Annotated in this window: 6 protein-coding genes; 5 read left to right on the top strand and 1 reads right to left on the bottom strand. The window is 67.6% G+C overall.

The genetic code is table 11. The annotated features are described in order from the left end of the window. The first annotated feature begins 103 nt into the window (after positions 1–103). The 4 genes from glpA to ACTQ49_RS05005 all read left to right on the top strand — a co-directional run bounded on the left by glpA (position 104) and on the right by ACTQ49_RS05005 (position 9,104). On the top strand, positions 104–1,753 hold the full coding sequence (glpA, locus tag ACTQ49_RS04990) for an anaerobic glycerol-3-phosphate dehydrogenase subunit GlpA (RefSeq protein WP_441826749.1): 1,650 nt from the start codon (positions 104–106) through the stop codon (positions 1,751–1,753). Further along, complete coding sequence (gene glpB, locus ACTQ49_RS04995; RefSeq protein WP_441826750.1) at positions 1,750–3,015, top strand: glycerol-3-phosphate dehydrogenase subunit GlpB; 1,266 nt, start codon at positions 1,750–1,752, stop codon at positions 3,013–3,015. The genes glpA and glpB overlap by 4 nt, the downstream gene beginning before the upstream one ends. 122 nt (positions 3,016–3,137) lie before the next feature. Next, positions 3,138–4,391 (top strand): anaerobic glycerol-3-phosphate dehydrogenase subunit C, encoded by a 1,254-nt coding sequence (locus tag ACTQ49_RS05000; protein WP_441826841.1) that lies wholly within the window; start codon positions 3,138–3,140, stop codon positions 4,389–4,391. A gap of 405 nt (positions 4,392–4,796) precedes the next feature. Beyond that, positions 4,797–9,104 (top strand): VaFE repeat-containing surface-anchored protein, encoded by a 4,308-nt coding sequence (locus ACTQ49_RS05005; protein WP_441826751.1) that lies wholly within the window; start codon positions 4,797–4,799, stop codon positions 9,102–9,104. A 222-nt stretch (positions 9,105–9,326) separates the two neighbouring features. On the opposite strand, the gene ACTQ49_RS05010 is transcribed toward ACTQ49_RS05005, so the two are convergent. Beyond that, positions 9,327–10,838, bottom strand: a complete 1,512-nt coding sequence (locus ACTQ49_RS05010; RefSeq protein WP_441826752.1) for a DEAD/DEAH box helicase — start codon at positions 10,836–10,838, stop codon at positions 9,327–9,329. Positions 10,839–11,219: 381 nt separating this feature from the next. On the opposite strand from ACTQ49_RS05010, the gene ACTQ49_RS05015 reads away from it, so the two are divergent. Then, positions 11,220–20,255: a DUF7507 domain-containing protein gene (locus ACTQ49_RS05015; RefSeq protein WP_441826753.1), complete on the top strand. Its 9,036-nt coding sequence runs from the start codon at positions 11,220–11,222 to the stop codon at positions 20,253–20,255. Positions 20,256–20,358 lie beyond the last annotated feature (103 nt).

Raw genomic sequence — 20,358 nt, forward strand, 5'->3', positions numbered from 1 at the left:
CGACCGGGGCATCGCCATCGAAAGGGGCGCTGCCTAGGCTGGAGGGCACGGGAAGCGACGGTGCACGGAGGCACGCCGCACCCAACGGCGACGGGAGTGCTCGATGAGGAAGTTGCAGGCCGACGTGGTGGTGGTCGGTGGCGGTGCCACCGGCGCCGGCGTCGTGCGTGACGTGGCGATGCGCGGCTACAGCGCCGTGCTGGTGGACCGGGCCGACCTGGGCCAGGGGACGACGGGCCGGTACCACGGCCTGTTGCACTCCGGCGGCCGCTATGTGGTCTCCGATCCCCATTCGGCCACTGAATGCGCGCGCGAGAACGACATCGTCACCCGGATCCATGCCGACGCCGTCGAGGCCACCGGCGGTCTGTTCGTCACCACCCTGGAGGACAGCGAGGAGCACGCGGACAAGTTCGCCCCCGCGGCGCTGGCCACCGGTGTGCCGTGCGAGGAGATCAGCATCGCCGAGGCGCTGCGTCGTGAACCGCGTCTCAACCCCGGCATCAAGCGTGCCTTCGCCGTGCAGGATGGCACCGTCGACGGCTGGCAGATGGTCTGGGGTGCTGCCCACAGCGCCATCGACCACGGCGCCACCGTGCTGCCGTACCACTCGGTGACCCGCATCACCCGCGACGGTGGCCAGGTGACCGGCGTCATCTGCACCAACATGAAGACGCTCGACGAGGTGCAGATCGAGACCCGCTTCGTCATCAACGCCGCCGGTCCGTGGGCCGGCCAGGTGGCGGCCATGGCCGACTGCCCCGGCGTCGAGGTGGTGCCCGGGCGCGGCATCATGATCGCCATGAACCACCGCCTGGTGAACCAGGTGGTCAACCGCTGCATCTACCCGGCCGACGGCGACATCCTTGTGCCGGTGCACACGGTCAGCATCATCGGCACCACCGACGTGAAGGCCGACGATCCCGACAAACTGGCGATCCCGCGCGACGAGGTGCAGCAGATGCTGGACTCCGGTGAGGCGCTGATCCCCGGCTTCCGCCAGGCCCGCGCCGTGCACGCCTGGAGCGGCGCCCGCCCGCTGGTCAAGGACAGCCGGGTCTCGCTCACCGACACCCGCCACATGAGCCGTGGCATGAACATCATCGACCACCAGGAGCGCGACGGGCTGGACGGTCTGCTCACCATCAGCGGCGGCAAGCTCACCACCTACCGCCTGATGGCCGAGCGCATCGTCGACGTGATGTGCGAGCAGCTCGGCGACGAGCGCCCCTGCACCACCGCCGACGAGGCCGTGCCCGGCAGCGAGAAGGGTCACACCTACCTGGTCACGCACCGCCTCGAGGAGCGCGAGAAGGACCGTCTGGAAGACCAGATCATCTGCGAGTGCGAGCTGATGAGCAAGAAGCAGCTCACCGACCTGATGGACACGCACCCGGAGGCCACCTTCGACGATCTGCGCCGTCAGCTCCGGCTGGGCATGGGCCCCTGCCAGGGCGGCTTCTGCAGCACCCGCGCCGCCGGCATCGCGCTGGAGCACGGCCACAGCGATGTCGACGAGGCCACCGAGCAGCTGCGCCTGTTCCTCAAGAACCGCTGGGTTGGCCTGTGGCCGATCCTCTACGGGGACCAGGTGCGCCAGACCGCCCTGGACAACTGGATCTTCAAGGGCACCCTGGACATCGAGCACCTGCCACCGTCGGGCAGCGCCCCGCTGATCCCCGGTGAGGGCGACGACCAGTTCGCCGTGCCCACCCACCAGAACACCACCACTGAGAGTGAGGACGCGCGATGAGTGACGTCGTCGTCATCGGAGCAGGCCTCGCCGGGCTCACCTCGGCGCTGCGTCTGCGGCAGGCGGGCCTGACGGTCACCCTGCTCACCAAGGGAATCGGCGGACTGCAGCTGGGCCAGGGCAGCCTGGACGTGCTGGGCTACGCCCCGGAGCGCGTCGAGCGTCCGCTGGACCAGCTGGGCGCCTTCGTCGCCGAGCATCCCGAGCATCCCTATGCCGTGCTGGGCCGTGAGCCGCTGGAGCAGGGCATCAGCTGGCTGATGGACACCCTGGGCACGGACCAGCTGGTGGGCGACCCCACCCGCAACCAGCTCTACCCGACGGCCATCGGCGCCATGCGCCCCACGGCCGTGGTGCCGCCGTCGATGGCTGCCGGTGTTTGCGAGGCCGGCAAGAAGTTCGTCTTCGTCGGCATCAAGGAGCTGAAGGACTTCTACCCGCAGCTGGTGGCCGAGAACCTGGCCCGCACCGAGCTGCCGGGCGGTGGCCGGGTGGAGGCCCGCTTCGAGCACATCAGCTTCCCGGCCCGCGCGGGCGAGGCCGACTCGAACGCCCTGAACATCGCCCGCACGCTGGATGATTCCGAGGCCAGGCGTCGTTTCGCCGCGTTGGTGAAGCCGCTGGTGCGCGAGGGCGAGACGGTCGGTCTGCCCGCCGCGCTGGGCGCCACCAACCCCACGGCGTGGCGTGAGATCCAGGAGCTGGTGGGTGCACCGGTCTTCGAGATCCCGCTGCCCCCGCCGTCGGTGCCCGGCTGGCGCCAGAATGACGCGCTGGTGCAGCAGGTCAAGGATGCGCGCGTGCGCTTCGTGAACGGCACCAAGGTGCTGCGCGGCCGCGTCGAGGACGGTGTGCTGAAGGGCGTCACCATCAAGGGCACGGGCCGCGAGGTGGAGTACACCGCGGACCACTTCGTGCTGGCCACGGGTGGTTTCGAGTCCGGCGCCCTCACCCTGGACAGTCACAACGAGCTGCACGAGACGGTGCTGGGCCTGCCGGTGCGCGGCGGCCGGATTGACGACATGGTGCACGGCGACTACTGGGGCGGTGACCAGCCGCTGTTCAAGGCAGGCCTCGCCGTCGACGACCAGATGCGCGTCCTGGACGCGGATGGTGCCGTGGTGCATCCCAACCTGCATGCGTGTGGCGGCATCCTGGCCGGCGCGCAGCGGTGGACCGAGAAGTCGGGCGAGGGAATCGCCCTGGCCAGCGCGGTGCGCGCGAGCGACGCGATCCTGGCCGAGCTGAAGGAGAAGAACTGATGACCACCGAGAACGCGGTTCCCGAGCCGCAGGGCCCCACCCAGGTCTCCGAGCCCGTCGACGGGATCTTCGAGACCATCAAGGTTGCCCCGGTGGACCAGCGCGAGGCCGCGAAGCAGGCGATGGAGCACCCGCTCGACCAGCTGACCCGCGCCACGCTGGACCACTGCGTGAAGTGCACCATCTGCGAGACCGCCTGCCCGGTGGCCCGCGTCACGCCGCTGTTCAGCGGCCCCAAGTTCGTCGGGCCGCAGGCCGAGCGCTTCCGCAATGGCGAGAGCGTCGACCACTCGCTCGACTACTGCAGCTCGTGCGGCATCTGCACCCTGAGCTGCCCGCAGGGCGTGAAGATCGCCGAGCTGAACAGCCAGGCGCGTGCGGTGATGAAGGCCGACCACATGCCGGTGCGTGACCGTCTGATGACCCAGACCATGCTCGAGGGCATGGTGATGAGCCCGGTGGCGCCCATCGCCAACGCGGCGCTGAACAACAAGCCGGTGCGCACCATCATCGAGAAGGTCGTCGGCGTGCACCGCGACGCCCCGATGCCCGAGGCCAACCGCGAGACGCTGCAGGCGTGGATGAAGAAGCGTCCTGCCCCGACGAAGCCCGCCACCAAGGGACCCGTCGTCTTCTTCACGGGCTGCGCCGGGGGCTTCTTCGAGGTGGAGACCAGCAAGAAGTCGATCGAGGTGCTGGAACACCTGGGCTACGAGGTGCTGGTGCCCAAGCAGGGTTGCTGTGGGCTGGCCGAGCAGAGCAATGGCCTGTTCGAGCAGGCCACCAAGCACGTGCTGAAGCTGTGCCGCCAGCTGCAGAGCGCCGGCAAGGACCTCACCATCATCAGCGCGTCGGGTTCCTGCGTCGGCATGCTGAAGCACGAGGCGCACGAGATCATGGGCGTCGACGCCGAGGAGCTGCACGACGTCGGCACCCGCTCGCGGGACATCAGCGAGTTCCTGCTGGAGCTGGCCGACGAGGGGGAGTTGCCGCTCGACTTCCGTGAGATGGACATCACGATTCCCTACCACCAGCCCTGCCAGTCGAAGAGCCAGGGCATGGGCGCCCCCGCGATGCACCTGCTGGAGCTGATTCCCGGCGTGACGGTGGCCGAGAGCGGGCAGCCCTGCTGCGGCATCGCCGGCACCTACGGGTTGAAGAAGGAGAAGTACGAGGTGGCCCAGGCCGTCGGCAAGCCCGTCTTCGAGCACATGAAGAAGCACGACCACGGCGTGGGTGCCTGTGACACGGAGACCTGCCGCTGGCAGATCCGCAAGGGCTCCGGGGTGAACACGGTGCATCCCGTCGAGATCCTGCACTACGCCTACGGCCTGTCGGATGACCTGTTCACCCGACGGGTGGGACTGCGGGACTGATCCTCACGCACCTCTCCTCTGGACCCCCGATGCCGATGGCGTCGGGGGTCTTCTGTGTCCGGGGGGTGGAGGGTGCGGAGAAGTCTCAACTACGGGTGCAGGTGGGCCGCTGTGGTTCGGAGGGCTCGGCCGCGGTGAAGCCGTGGTGAACCCACGGTTTCCCTTGTGTGGATGAAGTGGTTAGTTCCTGAAGTTTTCGTCAGGGTTCACCCCCCCAGGGTGTGTTTCGGTCTGCCGACCGGCATAGTAAGGCTCGGCGTGCCCTCCCCTACGGCGCGCTCGACACCCGCCCGTCCCCGGGCCTGCAGGAAGAGGAATCCCCCGATGACACATGCGAAACAAGTTTCGCCACTGAGGAAGGTACTGCTGCTCCTGATAGCCGCATGCCTTTCGGTGGGTGGCCTGATGACAGCTGCTCCCCGCGCGTTCGCCGCGGGCTTCTATGGTTACGTCGACAATGTTGCGAGCCATCAGGCTCCGTGGGGTGACGGGACCAATCAGACTGCCTACGTGAGCCCTCTGCGGGTTTCGGCAAATGCCGCCGATGCCCAGGCCAGTTACGACGGGACGGCAAGCGCCGGCGAGATTGCCTACTGCTTCAACCTGGACAAGCCCCCGGCCACGCCCGGTGATACCTTGGGTGTCAATGCTCTGGGCGAACCAAAAACTCCGGTGCAGTTCACGCAGCACACGGATGCATCTCTCGCCACCTACGCCGACGCGCCTGCGGCAGATGCTGATGCGGGTGTGCTGAAGGTCATCCAGAACGGCTACCCGAATGATGCCGCTGGGCTGCAGGCAAGCCTCGGGTTGACCGACGAGGAGTTCCGTTTCGCGACGCAGGCCGCTGTGTACTACTACACCGATGGCGACAACGGCTCGCACCTCACCGACGCAACCTCCAACTATGACGGGATCCGTCAGGCATTCCAGATTCTGACAGGTCAGGTGACCTCCCCCGTCACCTTGGCAGAGCCTCCGGCTGGCATGACCCTCAACATCTACACGCCCGACGTGGCGGGCTACCAGAGCCTCCTGACGGTCTCCTTCGTGCCGGCCGATGGTTCTACGCCGACTCCCACGCCTACCCCGACTCCCACTCCGACGCCGACTGCTCAGCCGGTGACGATCTCGAAGGTGGACATTGCTGGTGCTGAGCTGGCTGGTGCGCAGATCGAGATTCGTGATGCTGCTGGTGAGTTGGTGGATTCGTGGACGTCGACCACGACTCCTCACGTGATTGCTGATCTGCCGGATGGTACGTACACCTTCCACGAGGTTGCTGCTCCGACGGGTTACGTGGTGGTGACTGATGTCGAGTTCACCGTGTCCGGTGGTGTGGTGTCTGAGACGAGCCTGGATGCGACTGCTTCGGGTTCGACGCTGACGGTGACCAACCAGGCCGAGCCGACCCCGACGCCGACCCCGACTCCCACCCCGACTCCGACGCCGACTCCTGAGGTGACGCCGACTCCGACGCCGACTCCTGAGGTGACGCCGACTCCGACGCCGACTCCTGAGGTGACGCCGACTCCGACGCCGACTCCTGAGGTGACGCCGACTCCGACGCCGACTCCGACGCCCACTCCCGAGCCGCAGCCGACCATCGGCACCACCGCTGCCGACAAGTCCGACCAGGACAAGATCATCAGCTACAAGGGTGGTGTCATTGCTGACACCGTTGCCTACACGAACCTGGTGCCCGGCACCGAGTACGTGATGTCCGGCAAGGTCATGGACAAGGCCACGGGCGCCGAGACCGGCATCACTGGTTCGGTCACCTTCACGCCCACGACCGCCAATGGCACCGTCGTGGTCGAGTTCACCGTCCCGGCCAGCTTCGCGGGCAAGACCCTCGTGGTCTTCGAGTCGTTGGCCACCTCGGCCAACCCCACCACCCCGGTGGCCACGCACGAGGACATCACTGACGCGGACCAGACCGTCACCGTCGAGAAGGCCCCGACCGTCGCCACCAGCGCGGTCGACAAGGCTGACGGTGACAAGGCCCTGGCTGCCACCGGCGGCACCATCGTCGACACCGTGACCTACACCGGTCTGACCGTCGGCAAGGAGTACACGCTGAACGGCACGCTGATGGACAAGGCTCTGAACATGTCCACCGGCATCACCGCCACCACCACCTTCACCCCGACCGCCGCCAATGGCACGGTCGAGCTGGAGTTCCTGGTTCCCGAGGGCTACGAGGGCAAGACCCTGGTGGTCTTCGAGAAGGTGACCGAGGTCGCTGCTGACGGCACCATCACCGATGTTGCCAAGCACGAGAACATCAACGACGTCAAGCAGACCGTCGTCGTGGGCAATGAGCCGCTGGTCTCCACCAGCGCCGTCGACAAGGCCGACAGTGATCGGGTCCTCCTTGCTGAGGGTGGCACGATCGTCGACACCGTCACCTACATCAACCTCGAGGTCGGCAAGACCTACACCGTGACCGGCACGGTCATGGAGCGCACTGCCGCTGGCGATGCGATCGCCACCGACATCAAGGCCACGGCCACGCTGGTTCCGACCACCGCCAATGGCACGGTCAACCTGGAGTTCACGGTGCCTGCGGGCTACGCCGGAAAGACCCTCGTGGTCTTCGAGGCCGTCTCGCACATCGACGCCTCCACCGGTGCGGTTGTCGAGGATGCCAAGCACGAGGACATCAACGACACCAACCAGACCGTCACCGTCACGCCCAACCCGTCCATCGGCACCACTGCCAAGGACAAGGCCGACGGCGACAAGGTGATCGCCCACACCGGCGGCACTGTCGTTGACACCGTTGCGTACCAGAACCTGGTTCCGGGCACGCAGTACAAGGTCTCGGGAACCCTGGTCGACAAGGCTACGGGTGCGGAGATCGGTGCCACCGCATGGAAGACCTTCACCCCGACTGCTGCCAATGGCACCGTCGACGTGGAGCTCACCTTCGGTGCGGGCTTCGCCGGCACGACGCTGGTCGCCTTCGAGACCCTCGAGGTTGTGAATGCCGACGGCACCACGACTCCGGTGGCCGAGCACAAGGACATCAACGACACCGCCCAGACGGTGACCGTCGAGAATGCCCCGACGCCGACCCCGACTCCCGAGGTGACCCCGACGCCGACCCCGACTCCCGAGGTGACCCCGACGCCGACCCCCACCCCGGGTGTCCCGTCGATCGGTACCTCGGCTGCGGACCAGGCTGATGGTGACAAGGTGCTCGACTCTGCCGGCGGCACCGTCGTCGACACCGTGACCTACACGGGCCTGACCGTGGGCGAAAGCTACACGGTCAAGGGCGAGCTGATGGACAAGGCGACGGGTGCCGGCACCGGCATCACCGCCGAGACCACCTTCACCCCCACCACTGCTGACGGCAGCATCACGGTGACCTTCACGGTTCCCGCGGGCTACGACGGCAAGTCGCTGGTGGCCTTCGAGACCGCCTACGACGCCAGTGGCGCCGTGGTGGCCGAGCACAAGGACATCAACGATGGTGAGCAGACCGTCACCGTGACCAACGAGGTGACCTTCTCGAAGGTCGACCTGGGTGGTTCCGAGCTGCCGGGTGCGGAGATCGAGATCCGTAACACCGACGGCACCGTGGTGGAGAGCTGGACGTCGACCACGACGCCGCACGTGATCGAGAACCTGCCGAACGGCACGTACGTCTTCCATGAGGACACCGCGCCGATTGGCTACACCGCTGTCACCGACATCACCTTCGAGGTGAACGAGGGCAAGGTGACGGTCACCGACACCGCTGGCAACACCGTTGTCGGCACCGATGGCAAGCTGACCGTCACTGACCAGAGCCAGGTGTACCCGGTTGCCATCTCCAAGGTGGACATTGCCGGCGACGAGCTCCCCGGAGCTTCGATCACCGTCTCGAAGGTTGACGGCACGCAGCAGGACAGCTGGATCTCGACCGACACCCCGCACCAGATGACCTTGGTTCCGGGCGACTACATCTTCCACGAGGAGGCTGCGCCGAACGGCTACCTGGCCGTCACGGACATCACCTTCACCGTGGAGCTGGATGGAACGGTCACGGTCAAGGATGCTGCTGGCAACTCGGTTGAGGTGGGCGAGGACGGCAAGACCCTCGTCGTCACCGACCAGCTCGCCCCGACGCCGTCGGAGACCCCGACCCCGACGCCGTCGGAGACCCCGGCCCCGTCGGAGGAGCCCTCGGGTGAGCCCGAGCCGCGCCTGCAGCTCACCAAGAAGGCCCAGCTGCGTGACACCAATGGCAATGGCTATGCCGATGCTGGTGAGGTGATCGCGTACTCGTTCGTGGTGACCAACAATGGTGAGGTTGATCTGCATGACATCACCATCAGTGATCCGATGTTGGGTCTGGAGAACGAGCCGTGTGTGACGGTGCTGGCTCCTGGTGCTGCGGAGACGTGTGCCACCAGTGGTGAGTACACCGTGACGCAGGCGGATGTGGATGCGCAGACGCCGATCGTCAATGTGGCCACCACCAATTCGGGTGAGGGTGATGAGGGTGAGGACCAGGTGGAGATCCCGGTCCTGCCGCTGATGCCGACGGATGAGGAGCCCGAGGAGCCGGCCCAGCCTGCTCCTGCTCCGGGTCCGATTGGTCGTGTGATCGCGCGGACTGGTTCCGAGGTCAGCCCGTTCCTGCTGGCTGCTGGCGCCCTGGGCGTCGTGGCTGGTGCGGGTGCCCTGGTGCTGGGCAAGCGTCGCAAGGACGACGAGTGACACACGGTGATCACAAGGTGATCAGCTGAACGGCTGACATCCCCGGAGGGGGGCGGATCCGCAAGGATTCGCCCCCCTCCTCATGCTCGGAGCGGGGTGGGCGACACCTGCCGCAGACATGACGACGGGCCCGCCGCGGGAAGTTCGTGCTTCCCGGGGCGGGCCCGTGGTGGTGCTGGTTTGGGTGGTCCCGTCGGCGACGGGGTGGTCAGCGGTGCAGTGTCAGCGACGGCCGCGGGAGGCGGAGAAGCTCGCGGCGCTGTGCGTCGAGCTGCCGCCGGTGGCGGCGCCGGTGCGGCTGGACGGGCGGCTGCGACGACGGGACTCACCCTGCCCGGAGGGGCTGGTCTGCGCCTGCGCTGCCGCCTGGACGCCCTGGCCGGAGCCGCGACGGCCACGACCACCCGGCCGCTGTCCTGCGCGACCACGTCCGCGGCCACCGCCAGCGTTGCCACCGCCACCGGTTGTTCGGCCACTCGTTCCCTGGCCACCGGTTCCTTGGCCGCCAGCCGCTCGGCTCTGGGCATTGGCGGCCTGCTGCTCCACCTTCTGCGGGTAGGCGGTCTTCTCCGCATCGGCGGGGGAGAGGAAGGTGCGCTCACCGGGGGCCAACTCGTCGAGCGTGGCACGGTCGCCATTGCTCACGGTGGGGCGGATCTTGGCGGCGCGCATCAGGCCGCGGACCTCGCCGCGCTGGTCCGGCGTCACCATCGTGACGACGGTTCCGGCCTTGCCGGCGCGCGCGGTGCGGCCCGAGCGGTGCAGGTAGGCCTTGTGCTCGGTGGGCGGATCGGCGTGCACCACCAGTTCGACGTCGTCGACGTGGATGCCGCGGGCGGCGATGTCGGTGGCCACCAGCGTGTCGACCCGTCCGGAGTGGAAGGCCTCCATGTTGCGGGTGCGGGCATTCTGCGCGAGGTTGCCGTGCAGGTCGACGGCGGGGATGCCGCGCGCCAGCAACTGCTTGGCGAGCTTCTTCGCGCCGTGCTTGGTGCGGGTGAACAGGATGGTCTTGCCGGGGGCGGCGGCCAGGTCGGCGAGGATGCCGGCCTTGTCGTCCTTGTGGACCTCCAGCACGTGGTGGTCCATCGTGCTGACCGGGCTCTGGGCCGAGTCGGCCTCGTGGATGACGGGGGAGTGCAGGTAACGCTTCACCAGCACGTCGATGCCATTGTCCAGGGTGGCGGAGAAGAGCATCTTCTGCGCGTCGGCGGGGACCTTGTCCAGGATGCGCTTGACCATGGGCAGGAAGCCCATGTCGGCCATGTGGTCGGCCTCGTCGAGGATGCAGATCTCGACGGCGGACAGGTCCACGGCGCCCTGTCCCATCAGGTCCAGCAGGCGGCCGGGGCAGGCGATCAGCACGTCGACGCCCTTGGCGAGGGTGCGGACCTGCGGGTTCTGGCCGACGCCGCCGAAGATGGTGAGGCTCTCCAGCCTGGTGCTCTTCTCCAGCGGGAGGAGGGATTCCTCGATCTGGGTGGCGAGCTCACGGGTGGGGGCGAGGATCAGCGCGCGCGGCTTCTTGGCGACACGTCGGGTGCCGGAGGCCTGCAGTCGGGCGACGCAGGGCAGCAGGAAGGCGAAGGTCTTGCCCGATCCGGTGCGGCCGCGGCCGAGGACGTCGCGTCCGGCGAGGCTGTCCGGCAGCGTGGCCTGCTGGATCGGGGTGGGGCTGGTGATGCCGCGCTCGGCGAGGGCAGCGGACAGGGCCTGGGGCACGCCCAGGGTCATGAAGTCAGACAAGTGGAGATACCAATCACGATCGGTGTCTTGCACGGCGCGCTCAGCTTGGTCCGCCCAGGAGGGGCGGTGCGGCGCGGCCAGCGGAGCGCTTCCGGGGAAGAGTGGGCTCCGATCACCGAGGGTCCGCGGCAAGACTGGGCGGACCAACTCCTCCACTGTAGCGGACCTGGCCACGGATCCGAGCCAGCGGGGAGTCCCGGCGACGTGACTCACCTGAGCACACGACCATTCCTGAAGATCGTTGTGACTCATCGCACAAAGTCTCAATCGCACTGGCTTTTCAGCAAATGATCCGCAAGTATGCCGACATACCTATAGGCAGTGGGACGCCCGTCTGGTGTGCCCTCATTCCTCCCCCAAGGAAGCAAGATGACGTTGCGAACCTCCGGTCGCACCCCCATGTCGCGGCCGTACCACGCCGCCGACAAGAGCCTGCGGCTGATGATCACCATGGCTCTGGTGGCCATGATGGGCATGGTCGGTCAAGGCCTGGTCGCCCCGCAGACCCTCCGGCAGGCGGCCGCCGACACGGCCACCTCCGACGGCGGCAGCTACACCGTCACGTCGACGGTGACGCCGACGACGCTTCCGGCCGGTGGCGGCACGGTCAGCGTGACGTACACCGTCGAGAACGTGACGAATGACAAGTATCTCTGGTATGCGTCCAATTCCAACAGCCTTTGCTCCGCCTCCGTCTCAGGGCTCACCGAATCGACCTACTCCCCGGACCAGTACTTTGTCAGCCCTGGGCAGTCCGCGACGTTCACGTGTTCGGGGCGAGTGACCACCACCCAGGACATCACGGCCAACTTCGACTTCCAGGTGGCCGACTACTACGGGCGCTACATCAATCAGACGGCGAGCCTCTCCGACACGGTCACCGTCACAGAGGGCACGGGCGGTGGAGCGTCCGGTACCTGCGAGAACATCTGGTACTCCAGCTTCATGAGGGCCTACCCGGACACCAACCAGATCGGCGCCCTCACTTCGGCGGGAACGCCTGTGGGGACTCCCTTCGTCCTCCCCAATGACATCGCCTCGTACTACTACTGGGATGAGCCCTCGGCCAGCTATGTCTCTGGCTGGGTGACGGGCTCGTCCGCCTTGGCCATCGACCCCACCACCCCGAACCTGGGCTACTTCTCGGGACGTGTGGGCAACACCTTCACCGACGAGCTGTTCCGGATTGACCTCACCACAGGTGAGATCACTTCGCTCGGTTACGCCGAGGGCATGAACTCCAACCGCTACGCCGTGGATGCCAATGGGACCTTGTGGAGCATCAACGAGGACACCGGCAACCTGTTCGAATTGCCCCAGGTGTCGACGTTGCCGACCTATCCCACCGGGCGTACCACGGCCAACGAACTCACCCAGGTGGTGAACCACGGCGCCCCTTCGGTCACCCTGCCCGATGGCTCCACCATCGACTTCACGCAACTGACCTCCGGAGACATCGCCTTCGACGGCACCGGGACCATGTGGGTCCTGGCATCGGTTGGTTCCGCGGCCGACAACACCTACCTGATGACCATCGGCCCGGCTGCTCTCCAGGGCACCGACCCGACCGCCACCCTGGTGGGCCCGATGGGCACCCCGGACGACGTCAGCGGCGTCGGCACCTACTACAACGGCATCGCCTTCGGATCCGACGGCACTCTCTATGCCTCGTCCGTCGACAATGGGTCGACCACCTCGGGCTTCTACACGATCAACAAGGACAACGGCGAGCCGACGCTGGTGCGGCAGGCGGACACGATGGGTGGCATTGGCGACCTTGCCTCCTGCGCCGTCCCGTCCCCCCATCTCCAGATCGCCAAGACCGCCACACCCGACACGATCGGCGAGGGGGGCACCGTCACCTACACCATCACGATCAAGAACACGGGCCAGCTCTCGGCCACAGGTGTCACCTTCGTTGACCAAGTGCCTGCCGGTTCTACCTATGTGGCCGGATCCACCAAGCTGAATGGCTCTTCGATCGCCGATGCCAACGGCACCACGCCCTACGCCACCGAGCGTGAGGTCCACGGTACACAGACCAACTTCCCGGGGGTGATCCCTGTTGGTGACACCGCCACTGTCACCTTCCAGGTCACCATGCAGCCGGGCCAGACCAAGGTCTGCAACCAAGGTACGGTCGCCGATGTGTCCCTGCCCAAGGGCGTTTTGACGGATGACCCGAATGCTCCCGGCAGCGATGACCCGTCGTGCACCACGCTGGCTGACCCGAAGGTGCAGATCGTCAAGAAGATCAATGGCGATGACGCCAACACCGCACCAGGCGTGCCTGTGAACGCAGGTTCGCCCATGAGTGTGACCTTTGAGGTGACCAACACGGGCAACACTGCCCTGCAGGACGTCACCGTCACCGACGACAAGATTGTCGCAACGAGCATCGACTGCACCCTCGCCGGCGCGGCTGAGACGAGCAAGAACGTGGTGCCGTTGATCCCCGCGGGTCGCTCGGTCACCTGCACCGCGACCTATCCGGCGCCCGCGGTGGGCACCCAGCACACCAATACCTCCACTGTCGAGGGCACCCCGGTCACCGTCGACGACGCGGGCACGGTGACGCCGATTCCGAATGTCCCTGCGGTCACCGACGACGACCCGGCCAATGCCCACACCAACGGTCTCGAGATCAAGAAGCAGATCAAGGACCAGGCTGGCACCTGGCAGGACGCCGACACCCCCGAGGCGGCCGCCTTGGTCGCCGCCGGCGCGCCGATGGACATCCAGTTCATCGTGTCGAACCCGAGCGTCGTGGCCCTGACCAATGTGACCGTGACCGACACGGCCACCGCACCGAGCGTCGCCGCCACCAACATTGTGTGCGCCCCGTCGACCAACAACGTCATCGCCAGCCTGGCTGCCGGCGCCAGCGTCACCTGCACCGCGACCGCCGCTGGTCCGGCCATCGACCAGCTGCACAGCGATGTGGGCATCGCCTCGGCCAGCCCGAGCCCGATCCCGAGCTCGAGCAGCAACCCGACCCCGAGCCAGCCGGCTCCCGTCGTGGCCAGCAACCCGGCCAATGCCACCCCGGCGCCGGCCGCCGGCTGGTCGGTGCAGAAGTCGACCACTGACACCGCGCTGGTGATCGCGGGTTCGGCTCCGCAGGACGTGACCCGCACCCATGACGTCACCATCAGCAACACCGGCACCACCGCCGGCGCGGCTCCCGACGTCATCGACACCCCGAACGTGCCCAATGGCTTCACCATCAAGGGAGTCACCGTCGACGGCAACCCCGTCACCGTGAACGCCGACGGCTCGTTCACCATCGCCGGTGGCCAGACGGTGGATCCGGCCACCCCGCTGGTGCACAAGGTGGTCATCACCTACACGGTGACCCCGGCGGCCATCACCGACACCGACTGGGCGGCGCTTGACGCGTGTACCACCTCCGGTGGCAATGCCACCAGCGACGCCACCAAGGGGCTGTTCAACACCGTCGCCTTCCCGGCGGGCACCACCGACTCGGACGGCGCCGCGAACAACAGTGTCTGCACCAACGTGACTGGCACCCCCGCGGTCCAGATCGTCAAGAAGATCGACGGCAATGATGCGGACGAGACTCCCGGTGTCACCGTCGAGGCCGGCTCGCAGATGCCCATCACCTTCGAGGTGACCAACATCGGTGCGCAGCCGCTCACCAATGTGACCGTGACGGATGACAAGATCCCCGCGACGGACATCACCTGTCCGGCCGGCGGAACCAACAATGTCATCGCAAGCCTGGCTCCCGGTCAGATGGTGATCTGTGAGGCCACCTTCCCGGCCCCCGCGGCGGGTGCGCAGCACACCAACACGGGCACGGTCGTCGGCACCCCACCGGCCACCACCACGGTTCCCAACCCGCCGACGGTCACCGACGAGAACCCGGCCAATGCGAATGTTCCGGGCCTGCCCGGCTTCGAGGTCGAGAAGACCGTCCAGGGCAAGGCCAACGGCACGGCCGGTGACCCCGTCACCATCGCGGCCGACAACACCTGGACCGCCACGTATGAGGTGAAGGTCACCAACACCAGCACCACCACCGGCAACACCGGAGTCATCACGGACGCACCCAGCGTGCCGGTCGGCTTCACCGTCACCGGTGCCACCGTCGACGGCACCACCGTCACCCCGGCGGCCGGCCCCTTCCAGGTCAGCGCGGGCGTCGACCTCGCCGGCGGTGCCTCGCAGACCTTCGTCGTGGTCCTGAACGGAACGGTCGACCCGGCAACTGCCGACTGGACCGCCGCCGGCACCTGCGACCTCGCCGGGGGCGGCGACACCTCCAAGGGCATCTTCAACACCGTGTCCATGGCCGGTGACGTCACCACCACCAACAACGACGCCTGTGTGCCTGTTGTGACCACTCCCGGTGTGACCATCGTGAAGTCCATCAACGGTGAGGATGCGAACGCCGCTCCCGGTGTGGCCGTCGCCGCGGGCTCGACGATGAACATCACCTACCTGGTGACCAACACCGGCCAACAGCCGCTGACCAATGTGGCCGTCACCGACGACAAGGTCGTGGCCGGCTCCTTCACCTGCCCGAAGACCACCCTCGCGGTGCGTGAATCGATGACCTGTGCTGCAACGCTGACCGCCCCGGCCGCCGGCACGCAGCACACCAACACCGCCACGGTGACCGGCACGCCGACCAACCCGGACGGCACCCCGGGAACTCCGGTGGAGGACGAGGACCCGGCCAACGCCTACGTCCCCGCTATCCAGGTGGTCAAGAAGATCAATGGCGACGACGCGGACAGCGCCCCCGGCGTCAACGTGACCACCGGTTCGGACATGGCGATCACCTATGACGTCACCAACACCGGCCTGACCGCGCTGACCAATGTCACCGTCACCGACGCCATCACCGCCGGCGGCGGCACCGTCGGTGCGATCACCTGCCCGAAGACGACCCTGGCCGCGGGCGAGACGATGCAGTGCACCGCGATCATCAAGGCCCCGTCCACTGCGGGCACCCTGCACACCGACGTCGCCACCGTCACCGGCACCCCGCCGGTCAACCCGGACGGCACCCAGCCGCCGAACGTGACCGATGACAACCCGGCCAATGCCACCACCGTGGACACCCCGGTGCCGCACGTGAGCATCGTGAAGTACGTCAACAATGACGACGCCAACACCTCGCCCGGTGTCGTCGTCGCCCCCGGCAGCGACATGGCAATCCGTTTCGTCGTCACCAATGACGGCACCACGGACCTGACCAATGTCACCGTCACCGACGACACGGTCGCCGCCACGGCCATCAGCTGCCCGGCCCCGGCCACCGGCAATGTGATCGGCACCCTGGCCAAGGGTGCGACCGTGGAGTGCACTGCCACCATCAAGGCCCCGGCCGCGAATGTGCAGCACACGAACACCGCGACCGTCGTCGGCACCCCGCCGGACAATCCTGACGGCAGCACCCCGCCGCCTGTCACCGACACCGACCAGGGCAATGCGGTCGTCCCGGCGGTCCAGGTCGTCAAGAAGATCAATGCCGACGACGCCGACACCGCTCCCGGTGTGTCCGTCGCCGCCGGCTCGACGATGGACGTCACCTTCGACGTCACGAACACCGGCCTGACCTCGCTGACCAATGTCCGCGTGACCGACGACAGGATCGCCAGCGACGCGATCGATTGTGACCCCGCCACCGCGGGCGCGCAGAACGTCCTGCCCGCGACCCTGGCGCCCGGCGCCACCGTCCAGTGCACCGCGACGCTGCCGGCCCCGGCCGTCGGCACGCAGCACACGGACACCGCCACGGTGACCGGCACCCCGGCCAACCCGGACGGCTCGGTCTATTACCCGAAGAACCCCGACGGCACCACCAGCACCACCCCGGTGCCGGACGTGACCGACGACAACCCGGCCAATGCCCACGTCCCGGCCGTCACCGTCAAGAAGCTCATCAATGGTGACGACGCCGAGACCGCTCCCGGCGCGGCCGTCGCTCCCGGCTCGACGATGAACATCAGCTTCGTCGTCACGAACCCGGGCGTCGCTGCGCTGACGAATGTCCGCGTGACCGACGACAAGGTCGCCGCCTCGGCGATCAGCTGCCCGGCGCCGGCCACCGGCAATGTCATCGCGACCCTGGCCGCCGGCCAGACGGTGACCTGCACCGCCACCATGACGGCCCCGGCCGCCGGTACGCAGCACACCAATGTGGGCACGGTCACGGGCACCCCGCCGGAGAACCCCGGTGGCACCACGCCGCCGGATGTCACCGACGACAACCCCGCCAATGCCTGGACCCCGGGCATCACCGTCGTGAAGTCCATCAACGGCGACGACGCCAACACCGCGCCGGGTGTGAGCGTCACCGCCGGCCAGCCGATGACCATCACCTACCTGGTGACCAACACCGGCAATGGCCTGCTGACCAATGTCTCCGTGGCCGACAAGGTCACCGCGGGTGGCACCGCCGCCCCGACCGACCTGGCCTGCCCGAAGACTCAGCTGGCTGCTGGTGAGTCGATGACCTGCACCGCCACCATGACGGCCCCGGCCGGCAATGGTGTCCTGCACACCGACGTCGCCACCGTCACCGGCATCCCGTCCAACCCGGACGGCACGCCGTACATCCCCGAGAACCCGGACGGCACCCCCGGCACCACGCCGCTGCCGCCCGTCGAGGATGACGACCCGGCCAATGCCACCACCCCGGAGTTCGCGGTCGCCAAGACCACGGGCACCAGCATGGTGACGCTGCCCAAGGACGCCACCACGGCGCAGGCCACCTACACGGTGACCGTCCGCAACACGGGCACGGTTGACGGCACGTCCGCCGCGGTCATCGACACCCCGGCCGCGCCCGCGGGCTTCACGGTCACGGCCGTGACCGTCGACGGCAACCCGGCGGTCGCCGGGAGCACCGACGGCACCTGGGCGGTCACCCCCGGTGACGCCCTGACCGTCGGAGGCTCGAAGGCCCACGTCGTGGTCGTCGACTACACGGTCGACCAGAGCGCGATGACGCCGGCCACCTGGACCGCGCTGGGCACCTGCGACGACGGCGGCACCACCGCCGTCGGTGACAAGGCCAAGGGCCTGTACAACGCCGTCACGATGGCGGGCGATGCCGACACCGAGGGCACAGGCAACAACGACGCCTGTGTGCCGGTGACCGGTGCCTCCGACTTCAAGGTGGAGAAGAAGACCACCGACGGCCCGGTCAGCCTCGCCGCCGGGGACACCTCGATCACCCGCAACTACACGGTGACGGTGACCAACACCGGCACCAGCGAGGGCACCTCGGCCGCCGTGACCGACCTGCCGACCATCCCGGCCGGTTTCTCGATCAGCAAGATCACGGTGGACGGCCAGGACCTGGCAGCCACGACGGTTCCCTTCCAAGTCACCGCGGGCGACAAGCTCGCCGCCGGTGCCATGAAGGAGCACACGGTCGTCGTCACCTATGCCGTCGACCAGGCGAAGATCACCGACTGGGCGGCGCTGGGTGAGTGCTCGTCCGATGCCCTCGCCCCGAACAAGACCCAGGGGCTGTTCAACGAGGTGACCATGGCCGGCGACAACGACGGCTACGAGAACAACCACGTCTGCACCCCGGTGACCGGACAGCCCGGCATCACCGTCGTGAAGTACATCAACGGCGCGGACGCCAACACGGCACCCGGCGTCGAGGTTGCTCCCGGTTCGACGATGGACATCAGCTACCTGGTGACCAACACCGGCACCACCCAGCTGAACGATGTCAACGTGACCGACCAGGTTCTCTCGCCCTCGGGTGTCACAGTGGAGGGCATCAAGGCTGACGCGGTGAAGTGGAATGTGGCCACCAAGGCCACCGCCTCCTTCACCGGAACGCTCGAGGTCGGCGAGGCCGTGATCTTCCGCGGCACCGCCCCGGCCCCGAAGGCTGGCGAGCAGCACACGAACGAGGCTGTGGCCCACGGCACTCCGAAGACGCCGCCGGCGACTCCGGAGAACCCGAACCCGCAGACCCCGCCGCCGGTCGACTCGCCGAAGGATCCGGGCAATGCCTGGACTCCGAGCCTGACCATCGAGAAGTTCCTCAATGGTGTGGCTGCCCACACCGACGACACGGCCATCGGCGTGAAGCCCGGTGACACCGTCGAGGCGACCTTCGTGGTGACCAACACCTCGAAGGGCACCCTCACCGATGTCACGGTGGCCGACAAGGTGACCACCGGCGGCGCCAGCCTCACGTCGATCGTCTGCGACAACGAGAACGGTGATGTCATCACCAGCCTCGCCGCGGGCGAGGTGCGCACCTGCCGTGCCTCCTTCGTGATGGGCGAGGGCAAGCACGTCGACGAGGCGACGGCCACCGTGCCGCCGACCACTCCGCCGACGACGCCCCCGACGGGTGACAACCCGCCGCCCACCACGCCTCCGGGCGTGCCGCCGGTGGAGAACCCGCCGGAGGTCCCCGAGGTGAAGACCCCGCCGAGCGAGGGGCACGCAAAGCCCGCTGCCATCGACATCGTCAAGTACATCAACGGTGACGATGCCCAGACCGCTCCCGGTGTCGCCGTCGAGGCCGGTTCCCAGATGGAGATCACCTACCTGGTGACCAACACGGGCCAGACCGACCTGACGGACGTGAAGGTCACCGACGACAAGGTCACGGACATCACCTGCCCGAGCACCACGCTGAAGGTGGGCGAGAAGATGACCTGCACCGCGAAGCTCGTCGCACCGAAGGTGGGCGAGCAGCACACCAATGTCGGCACCGTCATCGGTACCCCGCCGACGCCGCCCGGTGGCAAGACCCCACCGCCCGTGACCGACGAGGACAAGGGCAACGCGCATGTCCCCGCCATCCAGATCATCAAGAAGATCAATGGCGATGACGCGAACGAGGCCCCCGGTGTGGAGGTGCGCGCGGGTTCGACGATGAAGATCACCTATGAGGTGACCAACATCGGTGTGGCCCAGCTGACCGACGTCACGGTGAGCGACGACAAGGTGGCCGCAGACAGGATCAGCTGCCTGAAGACGACCTTGGCACCCGGTGAGAGCATGACCTGTACCGCGTCCCTGGTTGCTCCCATGGCGGGCCAGCAGCACACCAATGTCGGCACCGTGGTCGGTACCCCGCCGACCACGCCCGACAATCCCACCCCGACCCCGGTGAAGGATGAGGACCCGGCCAATGCGCACGTGCCGGGCGATGGTCCGGAGCCGAGTGTGACGCCGTCGCCCGAGCCGACGCCTGGTCCGGAGCCGAGTGTGACCCCCCAGCCGGAGGGTCCGGCGGGTCCGCCGCCCACGCAGCCGGCGCCGCGTCCAGGCGTCCGGATCCCGAACACGGGTGCCGTGGTGAGTCCCGCGCTGCTGGGGCTCGGTGTTCTGGCCGCGCTGTCGGGAGCGGGTTTCCTGGTTGCGGGACGTCGTCGCAAGGATGACGAATGATTGACATGGTGACCGGCTGACTCGCCCGGTCATCCCAGGAGGGGGCGGATCCACCGGATCCGCCCCCTCCTTCGTGCCCGAAGGACACGGCAGGTTCCAGACC

This window comes from Luteococcus sp. Sow4_B9 (assembly GCF_052116585.1).
Taxonomy (GTDB): Bacteria; Actinomycetota; Actinomycetes; order Propionibacteriales; family Propionibacteriaceae; genus Luteococcus.